Annotated in this window: 13 protein-coding genes; 5 read left to right on the top strand and 8 right to left on the bottom strand. The window is 71.8% G+C overall.

Features of this window, described 5'->3' with window-relative positions; all coding sequences use genetic code 11:
- Positions 1 to 45: 45 nt before the first annotated feature.
- From addA to amgK, 4 genes are read right to left on the bottom strand one after another with little or no spacing between them, the layout of a single operon-like run.
- Positions 46 to 3,546, bottom strand: coding sequence for a double-strand break repair helicase AddA (gene addA, locus ACFLIT_RS08245; RefSeq protein WP_479910725.1), 3,501 nt, complete (start codon positions 3,544 to 3,546; stop codon positions 46 to 48).
- Entirely contained in the window at positions 3,543 to 6,557 is a 3,015-nt protein-coding gene (gene addB, locus ACFLIT_RS08250; RefSeq protein WP_479910726.1) for a double-strand break repair protein AddB, read from the bottom strand. Before addB ends, addA begins: the two co-directional genes overlap by 4 nt.
- Positions 6,554 to 7,270 carry a nucleotidyltransferase family protein gene (locus ACFLIT_RS08255; RefSeq protein ID WP_479910727.1) on the bottom strand — a complete coding sequence of 239 codons (717 nt, stop codon included), beginning with the start codon at positions 7,268 to 7,270 and terminating at the stop codon, positions 6,554 to 6,556. The genes addB and ACFLIT_RS08255 overlap by 4 nt, the downstream gene beginning before the upstream one ends.
- On the bottom strand, positions 7,267 to 8,346 hold the full coding sequence (amgK, locus tag ACFLIT_RS08260) for an N-acetylmuramate/N-acetylglucosamine kinase AmgK (RefSeq protein WP_479910728.1): 1,080 nt from the start codon (positions 8,344 to 8,346) through the stop codon (positions 7,267 to 7,269). The genes ACFLIT_RS08255 and amgK overlap by 4 nt, the downstream gene beginning before the upstream one ends.
- A 123-nt stretch (positions 8,347 to 8,469) precedes the next feature.
- On the opposite strand from amgK, the gene ACFLIT_RS08265 reads away from it, so the two are divergent.
- Complete coding sequence (locus tag ACFLIT_RS08265) at positions 8,470 to 9,378, top strand: aldo/keto reductase (RefSeq protein WP_479910729.1); 909 nt, start codon at positions 8,470 to 8,472, stop codon at positions 9,376 to 9,378.
- On the opposite strand, the gene tsaE is transcribed toward ACFLIT_RS08265, so the two are convergent.
- Both tsaE and ACFLIT_RS08275 read right to left on the bottom strand, forming a co-directional pair.
- The gene (tsaE, locus tag ACFLIT_RS08270) at positions 9,375 to 9,815 is read right to left on the bottom strand and encodes a tRNA (adenosine(37)-N6)-threonylcarbamoyltransferase complex ATPase subunit type 1 TsaE (RefSeq protein ID WP_479910730.1); all 441 of its coding nucleotides are present in this window, start codon (positions 9,813 to 9,815) and stop codon (positions 9,375 to 9,377) included. The genes ACFLIT_RS08265 and tsaE overlap by 4 nt on opposite strands.
- Positions 9,812 to 10,621, bottom strand: a complete 810-nt coding sequence (locus ACFLIT_RS08275; RefSeq protein ID WP_479910731.1) for a 1-acyl-sn-glycerol-3-phosphate acyltransferase — start codon at positions 10,619 to 10,621, stop codon at positions 9,812 to 9,814. The genes tsaE and ACFLIT_RS08275 overlap by 4 nt, the downstream gene beginning before the upstream one ends.
- A 78-nt stretch (positions 10,622 to 10,699) precedes the next feature.
- Between ACFLIT_RS08275 and ACFLIT_RS08280 the strand changes: the two genes are divergently transcribed.
- Positions 10,700 to 11,341 (top strand): hypothetical protein, encoded by a 642-nt coding sequence (locus tag ACFLIT_RS08280; RefSeq protein WP_479910732.1) that lies wholly within the window; start codon positions 10,700 to 10,702, stop codon positions 11,339 to 11,341.
- Positions 11,342 to 11,344: 3 nt separating this feature from the next.
- Here ACFLIT_RS08280 and ACFLIT_RS08285 read toward each other — a convergent pair whose 3' ends face one another.
- The gene (locus tag ACFLIT_RS08285; RefSeq protein WP_479910733.1) at positions 11,345 to 11,569 is read right to left on the bottom strand and encodes a hypothetical protein; all 225 of its coding nucleotides are present in this window, start codon (positions 11,567 to 11,569) and stop codon (positions 11,345 to 11,347) included.
- Between the two features lie 95 nt (positions 11,570 to 11,664).
- Here ACFLIT_RS08285 and zapE point away from each other — a divergent pair, with 95 nt between their 5' ends.
- The 3 genes from zapE (at position 11,665) to ACFLIT_RS08300 (ending at position 15,948) form a co-directional block, all read left to right on the top strand.
- Positions 11,665 to 12,774, top strand: coding sequence for a cell division protein ZapE (zapE, locus tag ACFLIT_RS08290; protein ID WP_479910734.1), 1,110 nt, complete (start codon positions 11,665 to 11,667; stop codon positions 12,772 to 12,774).
- Between the two features lie 65 nt (positions 12,775 to 12,839).
- The gene (locus ACFLIT_RS08295; RefSeq protein ID WP_479910735.1) at positions 12,840 to 14,948 is read left to right on the top strand and encodes a TonB-dependent receptor; all 2,109 of its coding nucleotides are present in this window, start codon (positions 12,840 to 12,842) and stop codon (positions 14,946 to 14,948) included.
- 208 nt (positions 14,949 to 15,156) lie between these two features.
- Positions 15,157 to 15,948: a SapC family protein gene (locus ACFLIT_RS08300; RefSeq protein ID WP_479910736.1), complete on the top strand. Its 792-nt coding sequence runs from the start codon at positions 15,157 to 15,159 to the stop codon at positions 15,946 to 15,948.
- An 11-nt stretch (positions 15,949 to 15,959) separates the two neighbouring features.
- On the opposite strand, the gene ACFLIT_RS08305 is transcribed toward ACFLIT_RS08300, so the two are convergent.
- Positions 15,960 to 16,352, bottom strand: a complete 393-nt coding sequence (locus ACFLIT_RS08305; RefSeq protein ID WP_479910737.1) for an acyl dehydratase — start codon at positions 16,350 to 16,352, stop codon at positions 15,960 to 15,962.
- Positions 16,353 to 16,447: the final 95 nt, after the last annotated feature.

Consider the following 16,447-nt stretch of genomic DNA (forward strand, 5'->3'; position numbering starts at 1 on the left):
GCGAACGCCTTCAGCGAAACGATGTAGGCGCAGGGCTCAGTCCCATCAACCGGCGCCGGCCAGTTCAGCCAGGGCTTCGATCCTCACCTTTTCTGGTACGGTCATCAGTTTCGGCCCATCCGTCCACACCAGAGCCGCCTCGATGCGACGTCCGGGATAGAGTTCCGCCAGCACCGCCGCATAGGCCGCCATCTGCAGGCGATAGGCCCGGTCGGCCTCCTCGATGCGCGCCGGCGCCGGGCGATGGGTCTTGAAATCGACCGCCAGCACGCGGTCCGGCAGCACCACCAGCCGGTCGATGCGGCCGCTGATCGCCAGCCCCGGCGGCAGGGCGGCGGCGCGGCCGGCGATAGCCACCTCCGGCCGCGAGCCGGGGCCGAACACCTCGGCGAATTGCGCATCGTCCAGCACGTCGAAGGCGGCGGCGGTCATCTCGACCCGCTGCTCGGCGGTCAGGTCCCGCTCGGCCTCCAGCAGGCGCTGCGCCGCCGCCGGGCGCTCGGCCGGGGGCAGGTCCGGCAAAATCTGCAGCAGCCGGTGGATCAGGTCGCCGCGACGATAGCGGCCCAGTCCGGCGACGGCCGCCAGCGGCGAGGGCGCCGGCCCGCGATCCACATCCGCCAGCGCGGACGGCGCGGCGTAGCGCAGGCCGACCGGCTCGGCCGGCGGGGGCTCGCTCGCCCAGGCGGGCAGGGGATGATCGCCGCCCCCGCGCAGGGGCAGGTCCGGCGTCGTGGTCAAAGGATCGTCGCCGAACCGCTGGAAGGTGAAGTCGCCGCTGGCCGCGTCGCGCGTGTGCGGGGCGATACGGGCGTGGGCGAAGGCGCCGGCGGCGGCGCGATACCAGCCGGCGATGTTCTCTTCCTTGGCGTTGGCGGCGATGCGGCCGCACAACACCAGGCGATCCCTCGCGCGGGTCAGGGCCACATAGAACAGGCGGAGGTTTTCGGCCTCTTCCCGCGCCTTGCGCCGGGCCCGCGCCGCCGCCGAGGCCTCGCAATCGGCCTTCTGCGAGGCGCACCAGAGGAAGCCGCCGGTTGGCCTTTCTGGAGTGGCTTCCGTCTCCATCAGCGGCGAGCCGCGGTTGGAACCGGCGAAGGTCATCTCCGGCAGGAAGACGATCGGCGCCTCCAGGCCCTTGGCGCCATGGGTGGTCATCACCCGCACCTCCCCGCGCGCGCTGTCCATCTCGCGCTTCACGGTGATGTCGAGGCCGGCGAAGGCGTCGGCGTGGGCCTCCAGGCCGCGCGCGCCGCGCTGCTCGGCGGCCAGGGTCTGGCTGAGGAATTCGGCCAGGGCGTCCTCGGCCTCCGAGCCCAGGCGCTCCAGGAAGCGGGCGCGGGCCGAGCGGCCTTGCGCGTCGGCGCGCTCCAGGGCGCGGGCGAAGAAGTCGAACGGCGTCGCCGCCCGGCAGCCCCAGGCCCATCGCAGGAAGTCCAGCGCGCCCGACCAGTCGGCGCGCTCGCCCGCCCGATCCTGCAGGCGTCGCCATAGGCCGATCTTCCCGCGCCCGTGCGCCAGGGCGTAGAGGCTCTCGTCGTCCAGGCCGCAGAACGGCGACTTCAGCAGGGCCGCCAGGTTCAGCTCGTCCTCGGGGAACAGGGCGAAGCGCGAGAGGGCCAGAAGGTCGTCGAAGGCGATATGCTGCGACAGCGGCAGGCGGTCGGCCCCCGCCACCGGCACGCCGGCGTGCTTCAGGGCGCGCAGGATGTCCTCGAACAGCGCCCCGCGCCGACGCACCAGGATCAGCACGTCGCCGTATCCCGCCGCCCGCCACGCCCCGTGGAACACCTGGTCGCCGCGTGCGACCAGCGCCCGGATCTCCTCGGCGATGCGGGCCGCCAGCCGGCGGTTCGCGCTGCCCTCGCTCTCCAGGTCGAGCGGGGCGTCCCACGCCTCGCGCTCGTCGCCCTTCACCTCGCGCTCCAGCGGCCAGAAATCGACGCAGCCGGCGTGGCCCTCGCGGTGGGCCAGGTGCACCAGCGGGCTGTCGTTGGCCGGCTGCACCCCGGCCAGCAGCACAGGGTCGTCGAACGTCGCGTCGACGAAGTTCAGCACCGGCGGCGCCGAGCGGAACGACTTGGCCAGCATCACCCGCTCGCCCCGCGCGCCCACTGCCGCGATGGCGGTCAGGAAGGCCTGGGTTTCCTCGGCTAGCTTCTCGGGCCGCGCGCCCTGGAACGAATAGATCGACTGCTTGTCGTCGCCGACCACGAACAGCGTGCGCGGCAGGCGGGGCTTGCCTGGGGCCTCGCCCCGCCGCTCGGCCCCCGCTCCCGCGAAGAACTCGCCGGTCAGGGCGCGCAGGATCGCCCATTGCTCCGGCGCGGTGTCCTGCGCTTCGTCGACCAGCACGTGGTCGACGCCGCCGTCGAGCTTGAACAGCACCCAGGCCGCGTCGACGCGCTCGACCAGCAGATCCTTGGTGCGGTCGATCAGGTCCGCGAAGTCGAGGGCGCCCGCGTAGTCCTTCTCGAGCTTATAAGTCGCCATGTAGGCCGCCGCGAGGGTCAGCACGTCGGTGGTCTCGGCGGCCACGCGCGCCGCCCGCACCCGCTCACGGGCCTTCTCCAGGGCGTCCTGCTCGTCAAGCAGGGCGAAGCGCAGGTCTTCGCGGGTCTTCAGGCCCGAGGTCTTGGCCACCCACGTCGCGGGCGCGCCCTCGCCCCCGGCGGTGAAGAAGGCCGACAGCGCCTGGTCGAAGGTGGCCAATGGATCGTCGGCCACCGCCTTCAGCAGCGCCGCGCACTTGTTGTCTGTCGCCCCGCCCGCCGCCAGCACCTCGGCCGCCTCGCGCCACAGCCGCCGGTCCAGACCCGCGACGTAGTCCGCCGCCACCGCGTCGGCGTCGGTCGGCTCCGGGAAGCCGCAGGCGGTCCAGACATCGACTCGCACGCCCTCCAGACCCCCGCAGGCGCGGAAGTAGGCGGTCAGGCCGCCGCGCCGCTCCTCGAAGGCGCGGAACAGGTTCTCGAAGCTCTGGAAGTCCAGCGCGATGGAAAGGCGAGCATAGGCCTCGGCCACCGGCCCCGCGCCCGCCAATGCCGCATGGGCCACCGCGTCGCGCGCGGCCTTGGAGACGGCGGCCTGGTCGGCGTCGTCCATCACCTTGAAGCTCGGCGAAACCCCCGCCTCCAGCGGGAAGCGCCGCAGCAGCTTTTCGCAGAAGGCGTGGATGGTCTGGATCTTCAGCCCGCCCGGCGTCTCCAGGGCGTGGGCGAACAGGGCGCGGGCCGTGGAGAAGTCCGCATCATCAAAGTCGTCGGCCCGGCGGCCCTGCAGCTCGGCCAGCTGCTCACGCAGCGCCGCGTCGGCCATCACCGACCAGCGGCCGAGCCGGTCGTAGAGCCGCGTCTGCATCTCGGCCGCCGCCGCCTTGGTATAGGTCACGCAGAGGATCGCCGCCGGCTTCACCCCTTCCAGCAGCAGGCGCGCCGTGCGGTCGATCAGGGTCTTGGTCTTTCCCGAGCCGGCGTTGGCGGTGACGAAGGCCGAAAGCTTGGGGTCGGCGGCGATGCGCTGAGGGTCGGTGTCGAGCGAGGTCATTCGTCCTCCTCGCCGCTGGTCGACCATTCGAACACCCGCGCCAGGTGGCCATAATCGCCGGCGTAGTCGTGCACGAACTGCGGAGCGGTGCGCGACGCATAGCCTCGGCCCGGATCGCGGAACGCCATGACCAGCCGTTGCAGCCCGTCCAGCGCCTTCACCGCCGCCGCCGTGGCCGCCTCGCCGCCCTGCACGCGCACCTCCTCGCGCCCGGCCGGCTTGCGGCCGCTGACCTGCAGATAGGTCAGGTCGCCCGGCGTCGCCCGGCCTAAGCCTTCGAAGCCGCCGGCCATCAGGATCGCCGCCGTCAGGGTCAGCTGCGGCGAGAAACCGGTCTCGACCATCTTGGCGGACGGCGGCGCGCCGGTCTTGTAGTCGAGAATGTCGCCTTGGCCCTCAGGCGTCAGCTCGATGCGGTCGGCGCGGGCGTTGATGGTGAACGGTCCACCCGGCAGGTCCAGCGTCAGCTCGCCCTTCTGCTCGACGATGATCCGCCGTCCGTCGGCGCGGCGCCGGCGTTCGAGGTCGGCGACCCACCGGGCCGCCTCGCGGGCCAGGGCCTGTTCGCGCGCCAGGGCCGAGGCCGGGGCGCCCGCCGCCTCCAGGGCGTCGAGGTAGAGCCGTTCGAAATGGGCGGCCGGGTCGTCGGTCTTGTCCCAATCCTCGGCCAGCCGCTCGAAGGCGTTGTGGATCGCCGTGCCGCGCGCCCGGGCGTCGGTCGGCTCGTCCGGCCGGTCGATGCGATAGAGCCGCAGGATGTCCCGCGCCCACACCGCATAGGGGTCGCGCGTCAGGGCCTCGACGCGGGTCACGGCCATCACCTTCGGCCGGTCCTCGACGGGCGGGACCGGCGCGGGGCGCGGTGTGGGCTTGTAGATGGCGGGCGCGTCGAGGGCGCGGGCCCAGGCCAGCACCTCGGGGCGGCCGGGCAGGGCGACGCCGGCGCCCTGAGCCAGGGTGCGCAGCCGCCACAGCCAGCGGGACTCGACGGCGGGCGCGCCGCCGCGCCGCTCGGCATGGACGATGGCCACCTCGGGGGCGGCGGCGGCCTGGGCGAAGTCGTGGGCCTGCAGGCCCACCCGTCGCTCGGGCGAGGGCAGGCCGAGCTTTTCCCGCATGGGGCGCGAGAGGAAGGGGTCGATCTCCGCTCCGCGCGGCCAGACGCCTTCCTCTAGGCCCGCCAGGATGATCCGGTCGGGCCGCACCAGCCGCGCCTCGACGGCGCCGAGGATCGACAGGCGCGGGTGGGCGAGCCCGCCGGTGCGCACCGTCTCGCCGGCCGAAAGGCGGCGCAGCAGGTCGTCGAAGCCCCGGGCATTGACAGGCGGCAGGGCGTCGCCCTCGGCGATCACGGCGGAAAGCAGCGCGCCGGTGGTCTCGCCGCCGTTCCCCGACCACAGCTCGGCCCCGGCGACCGCCTCCATCGCCTCGACCAGTCGCCGGGCGGCGAGGGCTGGGCTGACCTCGGCGTCGAACAGGGTCCGCAGCGGCGCCAGCGCCGCGTCGAGGCGGCGGACGAGGTCGATGGCCGCCTCGGCGTGCTCGCCGGCCTTCCGCGTCAGCCGGGCCTCGATCTCCGCCAGCCGGCGCGGACGCGGGCCGCGCAGGGCGTCGCGCTCGACGACCACCGCGCGGGCGGCGATGTCCTCGGCGTCCAGGCCCAGGCGGACGGCGCGATGCTTCAGCACCGCCAGCCACAGGATCGGATCGAAGGGATCGAGCGCCAGGCCCGCCAGGCTCTGGGCCAGCAGCATCGGCCCGCTGGCGGCCAGCGCCGTTCCGGCCGCCCCCTCGGGCAGCAGGCCCCAGCGTGTCAGGCGGGCGGAGATGCGGCGCGCGAGGTCGGGGTCAGGGGTGATCAGGGCGCAGGTCTTGCCCGGGGTCTCCAGCGTCTCGCGCATCAGCAAGGCGCAGACGGCGGCCGCCTCGTCCTCGTGTCGGGCGCCGATCACCGACAGGCCGGTCAGGCCCGCCACGATGGGGTCCACGCCGCCATGCTCGCCCTCCGCCGCCTCCGCCCGCAGGGTCTCGATCTGCGCCAGCCAGTCGGCGGTGGCCTCGGCCGGTCGCATGGCCTCGCCGATGATCCGCCGCCGCCAGCGTCCGGCCATGTCGCCGGCCGCGACCACGCCCGGTCGCCAGGGGGAGACCTCGCCGCGGGTCACCCTCGCTGTCTCCAGCAGGCGCTTCAGCGCGTTCTGCGGATGCTGGTCGTCGATCTTCGCCCAGGCGGCGTCGGCCAGGCCTTCGTCGAGTCCGGGCAGCACGACGGCGCCTTTCGGCATGTCGGCGATCACGGCCAGCAGGGCCGCCGTGGCCGGGGCGGTGCCGGTCGAGCCCGCCGCCACCACCGCGCCGTGCGGCGGCTTTTCGCGCCATTGCCCGGCCAGGCCGCGCAGCAGGGCGACCCGGCGCACCGAGACGTCGACGCGTCCCAGCGCTTCCAGCCGCGCCGTCCAGGCGGCCAGCATCGCCTCCAGGAAATCGGCCGAGCGGCTCCAGTGCTGGGCGAGGTCGGCCTCGGCCAAGGCGACGATGCGGCCCGTCGCCTCCACCTCCTCGATGGCCAGGCTGTCGAACAGGCCGCCGACGGCCTGGGCCATGTCCAGCGCGGCCGGGCCGCCGAGCTCGTAGCCCAGGCGATGGGCGTGCTCGGCGCAGATCGAGGCCAGTTCGAACCGCCGCCGCCAGGGCGAAACGGCGGGCGGCAGATCCAGCGCCAGGTCGCCCGGCTCGAACGGCGGCTCGCCTTCGTCGAGGTCGCCGAGCGCCCGGATCTGCGGCGGCAGGATCGCTCCTCCGGCGGCCGTGGCCACGAAGGCCTCCGCCAGGGCGCGGGCGGCCCGTCGGTTTGGCGTCAGCACCACGGCTTGCGAAAGCGCGTCGTCGTCCAGCGCCTCGCGCAGGCCGAGCGCCAGGTCGGTCAGGAACGGGCGATGCGCCGGAATGCTGAACCAGCGCCGCCCCGGCTTCGAGAGGAAGCCTGCCCCCCGGTCGCTTTCCGCCGTCACCGCAGCCGCGCTTCGGCCGCGTCCCGCGCGGCGGGATCGCCCACGTGCATCCAGAAGCCGTCCAGCACCACGCCGTGCAGCCGCCCCTCGGCGGCCATCCGCATCCACAGCGGGAAGATCGAGAACCTGTCCTCCGGCTCGGCGTAGATCACCCCCGGCTTGAGGATCTGCACGCCGATGAAGGCGTAGGGCGCGCTGGGCGCCGCGCCCCGGTGGGTCAGGCGGCCGTCGTCGTCCATGAAGAAATCGCCCGGGCCGTCGAAGCCCAGCGTCGCCTCCATGCGGGCCAGCAGCAGCAGGCAATCCATCGCCGCCGGGTCCCAGGCCTCAGCCATCGAGGCGAGGGCGGGCGCGCCGTCCTCGGTCCAGACGCTGTCGATATTGGCGATGAAGGCGGTCTCCTCCCCGAGCCGGTCGTGGGCGTGCTTGATGCCGCCGCCGCTGTCGAGCAGGGCGGCGCGCTCGTCGGAGATTTCCACGCGCGGTGCGACAGTCCGGGACGCCAGGTGCGCTTCCAGCAGGTCGCCGAAATGGTGGACGTTGACCACCGCCCGCTCGACCCCGGCCTCGCCGAGCCGGTCCAGCATGTGATCGATCAGGGCCTTGCCCCCGACCTCGACCATCGCCTTGGGCCGGTCGTTGGTCAGCGGCCGCATCCGGGTGCCGAGCCCGGCGGCTAGCACCATGGCGGTCTTGGGAACGACGCCGCTCATCGCGCCGTCTCCGGCACATGGCGCTCGAACCACAGCTTCAGGTCATGCAGGCTGGGGTCGGCCAGGCAGCGGTCGAGGTAGTCCCACAGCCTCGGCATGAAGGCGAGATAGCGGGGCTTGTCGTCCCGCGTCACCAGGCGGGCGAAAATCCCGAGGATGCGCGCCACGTTCAGCGCGCCCAGCGCATGGAAGTCGGCGAGGAAGGCGTCGGCGTCGAGTTCCGGCCGGGCCTTCAGGTAGCGCGCCAGGCTCTCGGCCTCGCGCGCCGAGGAAACGTCGCGCCGCGCGTCGTGCAGAAGCATCGAAAGGTCCCACGCCGGGTGGGCCAGCACCGCGTCCTGGAAATCGAGCATCCCGACCCGCGCGGCGCCCTTGCGCTCGGGCAGCCAGATCAGGTTCTCGGCGTGGTAGTCGCGGTGGCAGAACACCGTGGCGCCGGCCTCGCCGCGCGCGCGGATCGGGGCCCAGATCGCTTCCCATTCCGCCAGGGCCTTGGACGAGAAGTTGAGGCTTTCGTGCAGCTTCGGCATCCATTCGACGAACACGTTCTGCGCCGTCTCCAGCGCCAGGTCGTCATACTTCAGCAGCGGCCAGCCGGGCGGCAGAATGGCGGGCGGCGTTTTCTTGTGCAGCACCAGCAGGGCGTCGATGGCGGCGTCGTAGAGTTCGGCCTCGTCGGCCGTCTCCGCCGACAGCAGCCGGGCGAACAGATCGTCGCCCAGGTCCTCCAGCACCGCCAGCCCCGCGCCGGGATCGGCGGCCAGGATATCGGGGGCCGAAAGCCCCTGGCCCTTCAGGTACAGGGCGCAGGCGATGAAGGCGTCCACGCGCCCGGCCGCCAGCCGGGCCAGGGCGTTGTAGCCGGCCGCGCGGCGCTCGTCGGCGGTGGCGTTCGGCGGGCAGGGCGCGCTCTCCAGGGCCGGAGGCTGATCCATGAAGATGTAGGTTTCCCCGTCCTGATGCAGGCGTTCGTAGGCGCGGGTCGAGGCGTCGCCGCCCAGCGGCTCGCGGCGGGCGTCGCCGAAGCCGTTGGCCTCGAGAAATGCGGCCTTCAGGGCCTCGCGGTCCGAACTCAAAGCGCAGCGCCTTTCGACTGATTTGCCCCGCACGGTTCTACCACCCGCCGACTCCGAGGCCAGCGCCGTTGGACGGCCGCGGCGATTATGCGATCAAGCGCGGCGCCTTTCCGGAGCCCCGCCGTGACCGAGACCATCGCCCCGCCCTCGCCGACCCGTCCGCTCCATGCCGGCGGTCCCGAGGTCAGCTCCATCGCCTGGGGCATGTGGCGTTTCGCGGGCGACGATGTCGCCGCCGCGGCCGGCCGCGTGCACGCCGCCCTCGACGCCGGCGTCACCCTGTTCGACACCGCCGACATCTATGGCCCCGACAACGGCGAGCCGTTCGGCGCCGCCGAGGCCCTGCTGGGCCGGGTGCTGGCCGCCGAGCCCGGCCTCAAGGCCCGCATGGTGCTGGCCACCAAGGGCGGCATCCGCATGGGCTGGCCCTACGATTCCAGCGCCGACTACCTGACCGGCGCCATCGAGGCCTCGCTGCGGCGCCTGGGCGTCGAGCAGGTCGCCCTCTGGCAGATTCACCGCCCGGACGTCCTGACCCACCCCTCCGAGACCGCCCGCGCCCTGGAAGACGCCCACGCGGCCGGCAAGATCGGCGCCGTGGGGGTTTCGAACTTCACGCCTCGCCAGGTCGAGGCGCTGGCGGCCCACCTGCGCCTGCCCATCGTCTCCTGTCAGCCGGAGTTCTCCGCCGTCCGCACCCAGGCGATGACCGACGGCGTGCTCGACCAGGCCATCGCCCGCGACATGACCGTGCTGGCCTGGTCGCCCCTGGCCGGCGGCCGCCTGGCCAGTCCGCGCGACGACTACGCCAATGCGGTGGCCGAGGCCCTCGACGTGAAGGCCGGGGAAGCCGGCGTCTCACGCGCCGTCGCCGCCTACAGCTGGATCATGGCCCACGCCGCCCGCCCGATCCCCCTGGTCGGCGCCCAGACCCCGTCGCGCATCGCCGAGATCGCCGAGGTCTGGAAAGTGCGGTGGACCCGCCCCGAATGGTACGCCGTCCTCGCCGCCTCGATCGGCCCGCTGCCCTAGAGCTCCACCCCGACCCAAGCCCCGAACGCCGTCAGTCTCGCCCGCCGACCGTCGCCCTCAGGCTCGATCTCGACCTCCAGCCGGTCGGCCGGCTGCGCCTCGCCCAGCCGCTGCGGCCACTCCACGATGACCGCGCCGTCCCGCAGCGCTTCGTCGAAGCCGATCTCATAGGCCTCCTCGGGCGAGTTCAGCCGATAGAGGTCGAAGTGGCTGACCGGGATCGTCCCCTCATAGGCCTGCACCAGGGTGAAGGTCGGGCTCGGGACCTCCTCGTCCGGCGTGGTCAGGGCGCGGATCAGGGCGCGGGCCAGGGTCGACTTGCCGGCTCCCAGCGGCCCGCGCAGGCACACCGCCCAGCCCGGCCGCAGATGCGCCGCGAGCGCTTGGCCGAGGTCGGCGGTGGCGGCCTCGTCGGCCAGGAAGATGCTGGAGCTCATGCGAACGGCTGGTCGGGATGCTTGGGCAGGGTGTGCTCCACATAGGCCTGCAACGGCGCGATGTCCTCGGGCAGGTCGTCCGGCGCGATCGGCGGCCCGACCGTCAGGGTGAAGCGGCCGCCGTGCTTGTTCAGCATCTCGTGGAACAGGGTGATGTCGCGCAGCTCGTGCGAGACCTTGTCGAACAGGTGGAACAGCGTGGAGTAGGGCCCCCTCATGTGGATCGGCAGCACCGGCGCGTCGTACTTGCGGGCCAGCGAGATCGGCGTGCCCGCCCACGGCTCCTCGGTCAGCACGCCGCCTTCGACCCGCGCCAGGCGGCCGGAGGGAAAAATCGCCAGGGCGCGGCCCGCCTCCAGCGCCGCGCGGGTGCCGGCCAGGGTCAACTTCATCTTCTCGCGGGTGCGCTTGGCCTCCACCCACTCCACCGGAATGACGCTGTCGCCCAGATGCGGCGCGACCCGCAGGGCGTCGGCGTTGGCGTAGAAGATCACGTCGGGCCGGATCGGCCGCACCGCGTCGAACAGGGCGAAGCCGTCGGCGATGCCGGTCGGGTGGTTGCACACCAGGATCGCCGCCCCCTGGCGCGGAATGCGCTCCAGCCCCGTCGCCTCGACCTTCAGGTCCAGCAGGCGCGAGACGTGGTCGAAGGCCGCGCGGCCATCCATCGGGGCCACGGCGTCGGCCATGGCGCGGGCCTTGCCGTAGCCGAGCAGGGCGTAGAGCGCGGGCCGCAGCAGCGGCCAGGTCGGGGAGCCGGACAGGCTCGGCGCGCGTTCGGCGATCAGTTCGTCGACGATGTGCATCCGCCCTTGATTAGCATGAGGCCGGCGGCGGATGGTAAGTCAGGCTTGATACGGGCCGAGGCCAGGGGAACGAACCGCATGAAGATTTTCGGGCGCTGGGTGCTGGCCATCCTGATCATCGGCCTCGTGGCCGCGGGCGGCTGGTGGTGGTGGAAGACCGACCTGCGATGGCGGCCGAAGACGATCACCAAGAACCAGGCCGAGATCACCCGCATTCTCGAGGGCGCCGGCTATGTCTCGCCCAAGCTCGCCGGGCCGAAGCTCTACATGATCAGCTTCCGCTCCTGCCCCGACTGCATCGTCTTCAAGAAGACCTACTATCCGCGCCTGCACGCCGCCCAGGTCGACACCCGCCTGATCGAGATCGCCCGCGCCGACCACAATGGCGTGCCGAAGTCGACGCCGGTGGAGCGGGCCACGGTGGCCGAGCTGTGGATCAACCGCTCCTGGGCGCTCTCCGAGCGCTGGGACGCCACGCCGATCGACGGCTGGCGGGCCGAAGGCATCCCGCCCGCCGACGGCGACATCGCCCGCACGGCGGTGGTCGAGGCCGGCCGCAAGATGATCGCCGACCTCACGCCGCTGCTGAGAGCCAATGGCGTGACGCTGGCCTATCCGACCCTGATCTGGTGGGACAAGGCGGGGAACATGCGCACCTTCGCCTGGCGCGAGGGCGTGAAATACGATCGGGTCATGAAGGAGCTGGCGCCCGGGTCGTAAGGCCTAGGCGAGGTCGTTCTGGCCGGCGGGCATGGGCAGGTCCTGCGTGTCCTGCTGGGCGCGCTCCTGCTTTTCCTTGAAGGGGTCCTGCTCGGTGCGCTCGGTCGGGCTGGCCTGGCGGTCGAGCTCGCGGGCGCCGACGCCGTTTCCCTGGTCGATGCTGCGGTTGGTCTCGGGCGTGGACGGATCGAAAGTGCGGTCTTCGTCGTGGGACTTTGGGTCGGCCATGGCGGGTCTCCTCGAGTGAGGCCTGACCAACGGCCCGTTCGCCGGCGCCGTTCCGACTTTTCCGCGCGGCCGGGTCGCGCTAACGCCTGACCTCGATGTCCACCTCCGTCCGCACCGCTTATCGTCAACGCCTCGCCGAGGGCGACATCCGGCCCGACGCCGCCCAGGCGGCGGCCGTCGAGGCCCTGGCCCGCCTGGAGGGCGATCTCAACGGCGCCGGCGAGCCCGGCTTCTTCCGTCGGGCCAAGGCCCAGCGCGGGGTCTACCTCTGGGGGCCGGTCGGCCGCGGCAAGTCCATGCTGATGGACCTGTTCTTCGACAGCGCCCCGGTGAAGAAGAAGCGGCGCATCCACTTCCACGTCTTCATGGCCGAGACCCACCGGCTGATCGACGCCTGGCGCAAGGGCGACGTCGCCGCCCGCAAGGCCCGGTTCGGCCAGGCCAAGGGCGACGATCCCATCCCGCCGACGGCGGCGGCCATCGCCGCCGAGGCGCGCCTGCTGTGCTTCGACGAGTTCCAGGTCACCGACATCGCCGACGCCATGATCCTCGGCCGTCTGTTCGAGGCGCTGACCGCCGAGGGCGTCACCTGGGTCGCCACCAGCAACCGGCCGCCGGACGAGCTTTACAAGAACGGCCTCAACCGCCAGCTCTTCGAGCCTTTCATCGACATGCTGAAGGCCCACCTCGAGGTGGTGGCCGTGCGCGGGCCGAAGGACTTCCGCCTCGACCGGCTGAAGGGCGCCCGCGTCTGGCTCTCGCCGGTCAACCGCGAGACCGAGGCCGCCTTCGACAAGCTGTGGGCCGAGATGCTCGACGGCCAGCCCGAGACCGGCGCGACCCTGGAGGTGCTGGGCCGCAAGCTGCAGCTGCCGCGCGCCGCCGGCGGCCTGGTCCGCGCCGCCTTCGCCAGCCTCTGCGCCCAGGCGCTGGGGCCGCAGGACTATCTCGCCCTCGCCGAACGCTTTCATACGGTCTTCCTGGAAGGCGTGCCGCTGCTGACCCCCGCCAACCGCGACGCCGCCAAGCGCTTCGTCACCCTGGTGGACGCGCTCTACGAGGCCGGCGCCAAGCTGGTCGTCCTGGCGGCGGGCGAACCGGAGGCCCTCTATCCGGCCGGCGACGGCGCCTTCGAATTCGAGCGCACCGTCTCCCGCCTGCAGGAAATGCAGGCAGCGGACTACCTGGCTCAAGTTAGAGATTGATCGGGGCTTGCGCCCTATAATGTTATCTCATAACACGTCGGCATCCGCTTCTTGGGGTCGTCGCCATGTCCATTTCCTCCCGTCGCCTGCTGTTCGCCGCCGTCGCGGCCTGCGCCGTCGCCAGCGCGGCCCATGCCCAGACCCAGGGCGCCAACACGGCCGGCAGCTCGCACAGCGGCACGGTCGCCGAGGTGGTGGTCACCGCCGCGCCCTACGCGGTGTCGCTGGAGACCGCGACCACCAGCGTCGACGTGCTGAAGCGCGAAACCCTGGAGACGGCGCCGCCCGCCGGCCTCGGCGACGTGCTGGCCGCCCTGCCGGGCCTGCGCTCCAGCGCCAACGGTCCCGGCGCCAGCCGCCCGGTCATCCGCGGCTTCTCCGGTCCCCGCGTGCTGGTGCTGCAGAACGGCCTCGGCCAGATCGACGCCAGCGCCCTGTCGCCCGACCACGCGGTGGCCTCCGACCCGGCGGAGGCTTCGCGCATCGAGGTGCTGCGCGGCCCCTCGGCCCTGGCCTACGGCGGCTCGGGCATCGGCGGCGTGGTCAATGTGATCGACGACCGGGTGCCGCAGAAGGCGCCGGACAAGGGCTACGAAGGCCGTATCACCGCTTCCGGCTCGACCGTCGACGACGGCGCGTCCGTCGGCGGCGGCCTCACCTTCGCGGCCGGCCCGCTGGTGTTCTCGCTCGACGGCGATCACCGCAAGACCGAGGATTACAAGATCCCCGGCGTCCCGGTCTCCAGCCGCCTGGCGACCGCCGACGGCCTGGAGCGCGACCCCTCCAAGACCCAGCGCAACAGCGACACCGAGGTCGATACCTACGGGGCCGGCGTCTCCTACATCGGCGAGAAGGGCTTCATCGGCGTCGCCGCCCGCAAGACCTCCACCGAATACGGCGTGCCCTACGCCCAGATCCTGGCCCCCATCGATCCGGACGCCGAAGGCCCGGTCGGCATCCACATGAATCAGACGCGCTACGACCTGCGCGGCCAGTACAGCCTCGATCTCGGCCCGTTCGAGACCGTCCGCTTCTCCGCCGGCAAGGCCGAGTACGATCACTCGGAAGTCTCGCGGGAAGACGGCGAGGTGGGCACCACCTTCCTCTCCGACGGCAAGGAGGGTCGGCTGGAGTTGGTGCAGAAGGAACGCGACGGCTGGAAAGGCGCCGTCGGCCTTCAAGGGCTGAAGCGGAACTTCCAGGCCATCGGCGACGAGGCCATCGTGCCCGAGACCGACATCGAGGAAGCCGGCGTCTTCACCCTGCAGCGCTACGACGGAGAGACCTGGGGCGTCGACGGCGGTATCCGCTTCGATCGCCGCAAGCTGTCCTCCAGCCTCGCGGGGCGCGAGACCAGCGAGGTGGCGCAGGACTTCGGCGTCGATTGGGCGACCACCGCCCAGAGCCGCAGCTTCGAGAACGTTTCCGCCTCGCTGGGCGGCTATGTGAAGCCGACGGCGAGCACTTTCCTGGCCCTGGCCCTGTCCCGCAACGGCCGCGCCCCGACCGAGTTCGAGTTGTTCGCAGACGGGCCGCACCCCGGCACCGGCGGGTTCGAACTGGGCAATCCGAACCTGAAGTCCGAAATCGTGGTCTCGCTGGAGGCCACCGCCCGCTGGACCGGCGAGCGCCTGAACCTCGAGGGCCATCTCTGGGGCGCCAAGTATGATGGCTTCATCGACCAGCGCCCGACCGGCGGCGTCGATCCCGAGGAAGGTCTGCCGGTGTTCCGCTATGTGCAGACCGACGCCAAGTTCACCGGCCTGGAGCTGGAGGCCGGCTACGCCCTGTGGCGCTCCGGCGACAAGAGCCTGCGCGCCGAGGCCGCCTACGACTGGGTGCGGGGCGAAACCGATCTCGGGGCGCCCGCCCGCAGCCCGCCGCCGGGCGTGACCGGCCGCCTGGCCTGGGCCTCCGATCGCCTGAACACGACGCTGGAAGTCCGCCACGTCGAAAAGGCCGATCGCCTGGCCGAGTTCGAGCTGCCGACCGACAGCTACACCCTGGTCAACCTTACCGCCTCGGTGAAGCCGTTCGCGGATCAGGACGTCCGCCTGTTCGCCGACATCCGCAACCTCACCAACGAGGAAGCCCGCGAGCACGTGTCCTTCCTGAAGGATATCGTCCTGGCGCCGGGCCGCTCGTTCCGCGCCGGGGTCGCGTACCGCTTCTAGAGCGCGCCAGGGTTAAGTGTGCGCGGTTAACCCGCCCGGGCGCGCTCTAAACATTAGAAAGTAGAGCCTTTTTCAACGGGCCAGATGATTCCATCTGGCCCTAAAAGGCTCTAGCGGCCGCCGGGGTTTGCCGCCGTTCCAGGGATCGGCTAGAAGCGCCGATCCTTGGCCGCCCGCGGGGCGCCGTCACCGATCCAGAGTTATCGCCATGGCCACCACGCCCGCCCAAGCCGACGACGCCATCACCGGCACGGTTCTCTTCTACAAGGCCCCGCAGCCGCTCAGCGTCGAACAGCACGGCAAGCTCGGCCTGCGCCGTGAAGATCGCCCCTACGGCTTCGCCGCCGAGGGCCACATGACGCCGCTCACCGTCACCGAATTCGCCAACGCCTCGGGCTCCTTCCCGATCATCTTCGTCGGCGACGACAAGACCCCGGTCGGCGTGCTGGGCCTCAACGCGGGCGAGAGCCTGTTCGCCGGCAAGGATGGCAGCTACACCACCGGCGCCTACATCCCGGCCTATATCCGCCGCTATCCGTTCGTGCTGGCCAACGACGAAGGCCAGCAGCGCATGATCGTCTGCATCGACCGCGGCTCGGACCTGCTGGTCGAGGACGGCGGCGAGCAGCCCCTGTTCGACGACAAGGGCCAGCCCACCGAATACACCCAGAACGCCATCAAGTTCTGCGACGACTTCGAGACCGAGCGTCGCCGCACCGAGAGCTTCGTGAAGCTGCTCACCGATCTCGACCTGCTCGAGCGCACCCAGTCGCAGTTCACCCCGACCCTGCCGAACGGCCAGCCGGGCCAGCCGCAGCTGATCGCCGAGTTCTGGGGCGTCTCGGAAGAAAAGCTCAGCAAGCTGCCGGCCGACAAGTTCATCGAGCTGCGCGACAACGGCGCCCTGGGCCAGATCTACGCCCACCTGCTGTCGCTCAACAACTGGGACAAGCTGATCGCCATCGCCTCGGCCAAGGCCGCCCCGGCGAACAACGCTTAAGGCGGCTCGGGCTACCGCGCGAACACCGAGCGGGTCAGGCAGGAAAACACCAGGCGACCGGCTTCATCGAGCAGGTCGTGCTGGGCGATCACCACGCCCTTGCCTTCCCCGACCGGGTCCTTGCCCATCACCGTCATCCGCCCCCGCAGCAGCTCGCCCGGGGGCGGATTGCGCGCCCAGCGCAGGGCGTCGACGCCCAGGCGCTTGGTCTGCGGCCATTGCTCCGAGGCCTCGCCGTCCAGCCGCGTCCACAGCGCGAAGACGAAGGCGTCCGGCGCGCCGCGCGCCGCATCCCACCCGGGGGCGAAGGCGGCGATGAAGGCGTCGAGGGCCTTCGGCTCCACGGCCGCCACTCCCAGCGAAACCACCTGACCGATCTGAATGTCGTCGAAAGGCGCGGGCATGCGGCTGAACGGGCTCCGTGGGTCGATTCGTCGATCATGAGCGCGCGGCGACGCTTGTCGAGCGCCGCCTCGCGCGCGCCATCGTAACTGACTAT

Source organism: Caulobacter sp. HJHS_5, assembly GCF_056683955.1.

Bases quoted from the DNA above. Each gene is read 5' to 3' on its own strand.
- zapE (WP_479910734.1), top strand. From the start codon at position 11,665: ATGTCCACCTCCGTCCGCACCGCTTATCGTCAACGCCTCGCCGAGGGC.
- addA (WP_479910725.1), bottom strand. From the start codon at position 3,546: ATGACCTCGCTCGACACCGACCCTCAGCGCATCGCCGCCGACCCCAAG.
- ACFLIT_RS08280 (WP_479910732.1), top strand. From the start codon at position 10,700: ATGAAGATTTTCGGGCGCTGGGTGCTGGCCATCCTGATCATCGGCCTC.
- ACFLIT_RS08255 (WP_479910727.1), bottom strand. From the start codon at position 7,270: ATGAGCGGCGTCGTTCCCAAGACCGCCATGGTGCTAGCCGCCGGGCTC.
- ACFLIT_RS08285 (WP_479910733.1), bottom strand. From the start codon at position 11,569: ATGGCCGACCCAAAGTCCCACGACGAAGACCGCACTTTCGATCCGTCC.
- ACFLIT_RS08305 (WP_479910737.1), bottom strand. From the start codon at position 16,352: ATGCCCGCGCCTTTCGACGACATTCAGATCGGTCAGGTGGTTTCGCTG.
- tsaE (WP_479910730.1), bottom strand. From the start codon at position 9,815: ATGAGCTCCAGCATCTTCCTGGCCGACGAGGCCGCCACCGCCGACCTC.
- ACFLIT_RS08275 (WP_479910731.1), bottom strand. From the start codon at position 10,621: ATGCACATCGTCGACGAACTGATCGCCGAACGCGCGCCGAGCCTGTCC.
- ACFLIT_RS08300 (WP_479910736.1), top strand. From the start codon at position 15,157: ATGGCCACCACGCCCGCCCAAGCCGACGACGCCATCACCGGCACGGTT.
- ACFLIT_RS08295 (WP_479910735.1), top strand. From the start codon at position 12,840: ATGTCCATTTCCTCCCGTCGCCTGCTGTTCGCCGCCGTCGCGGCCTGC.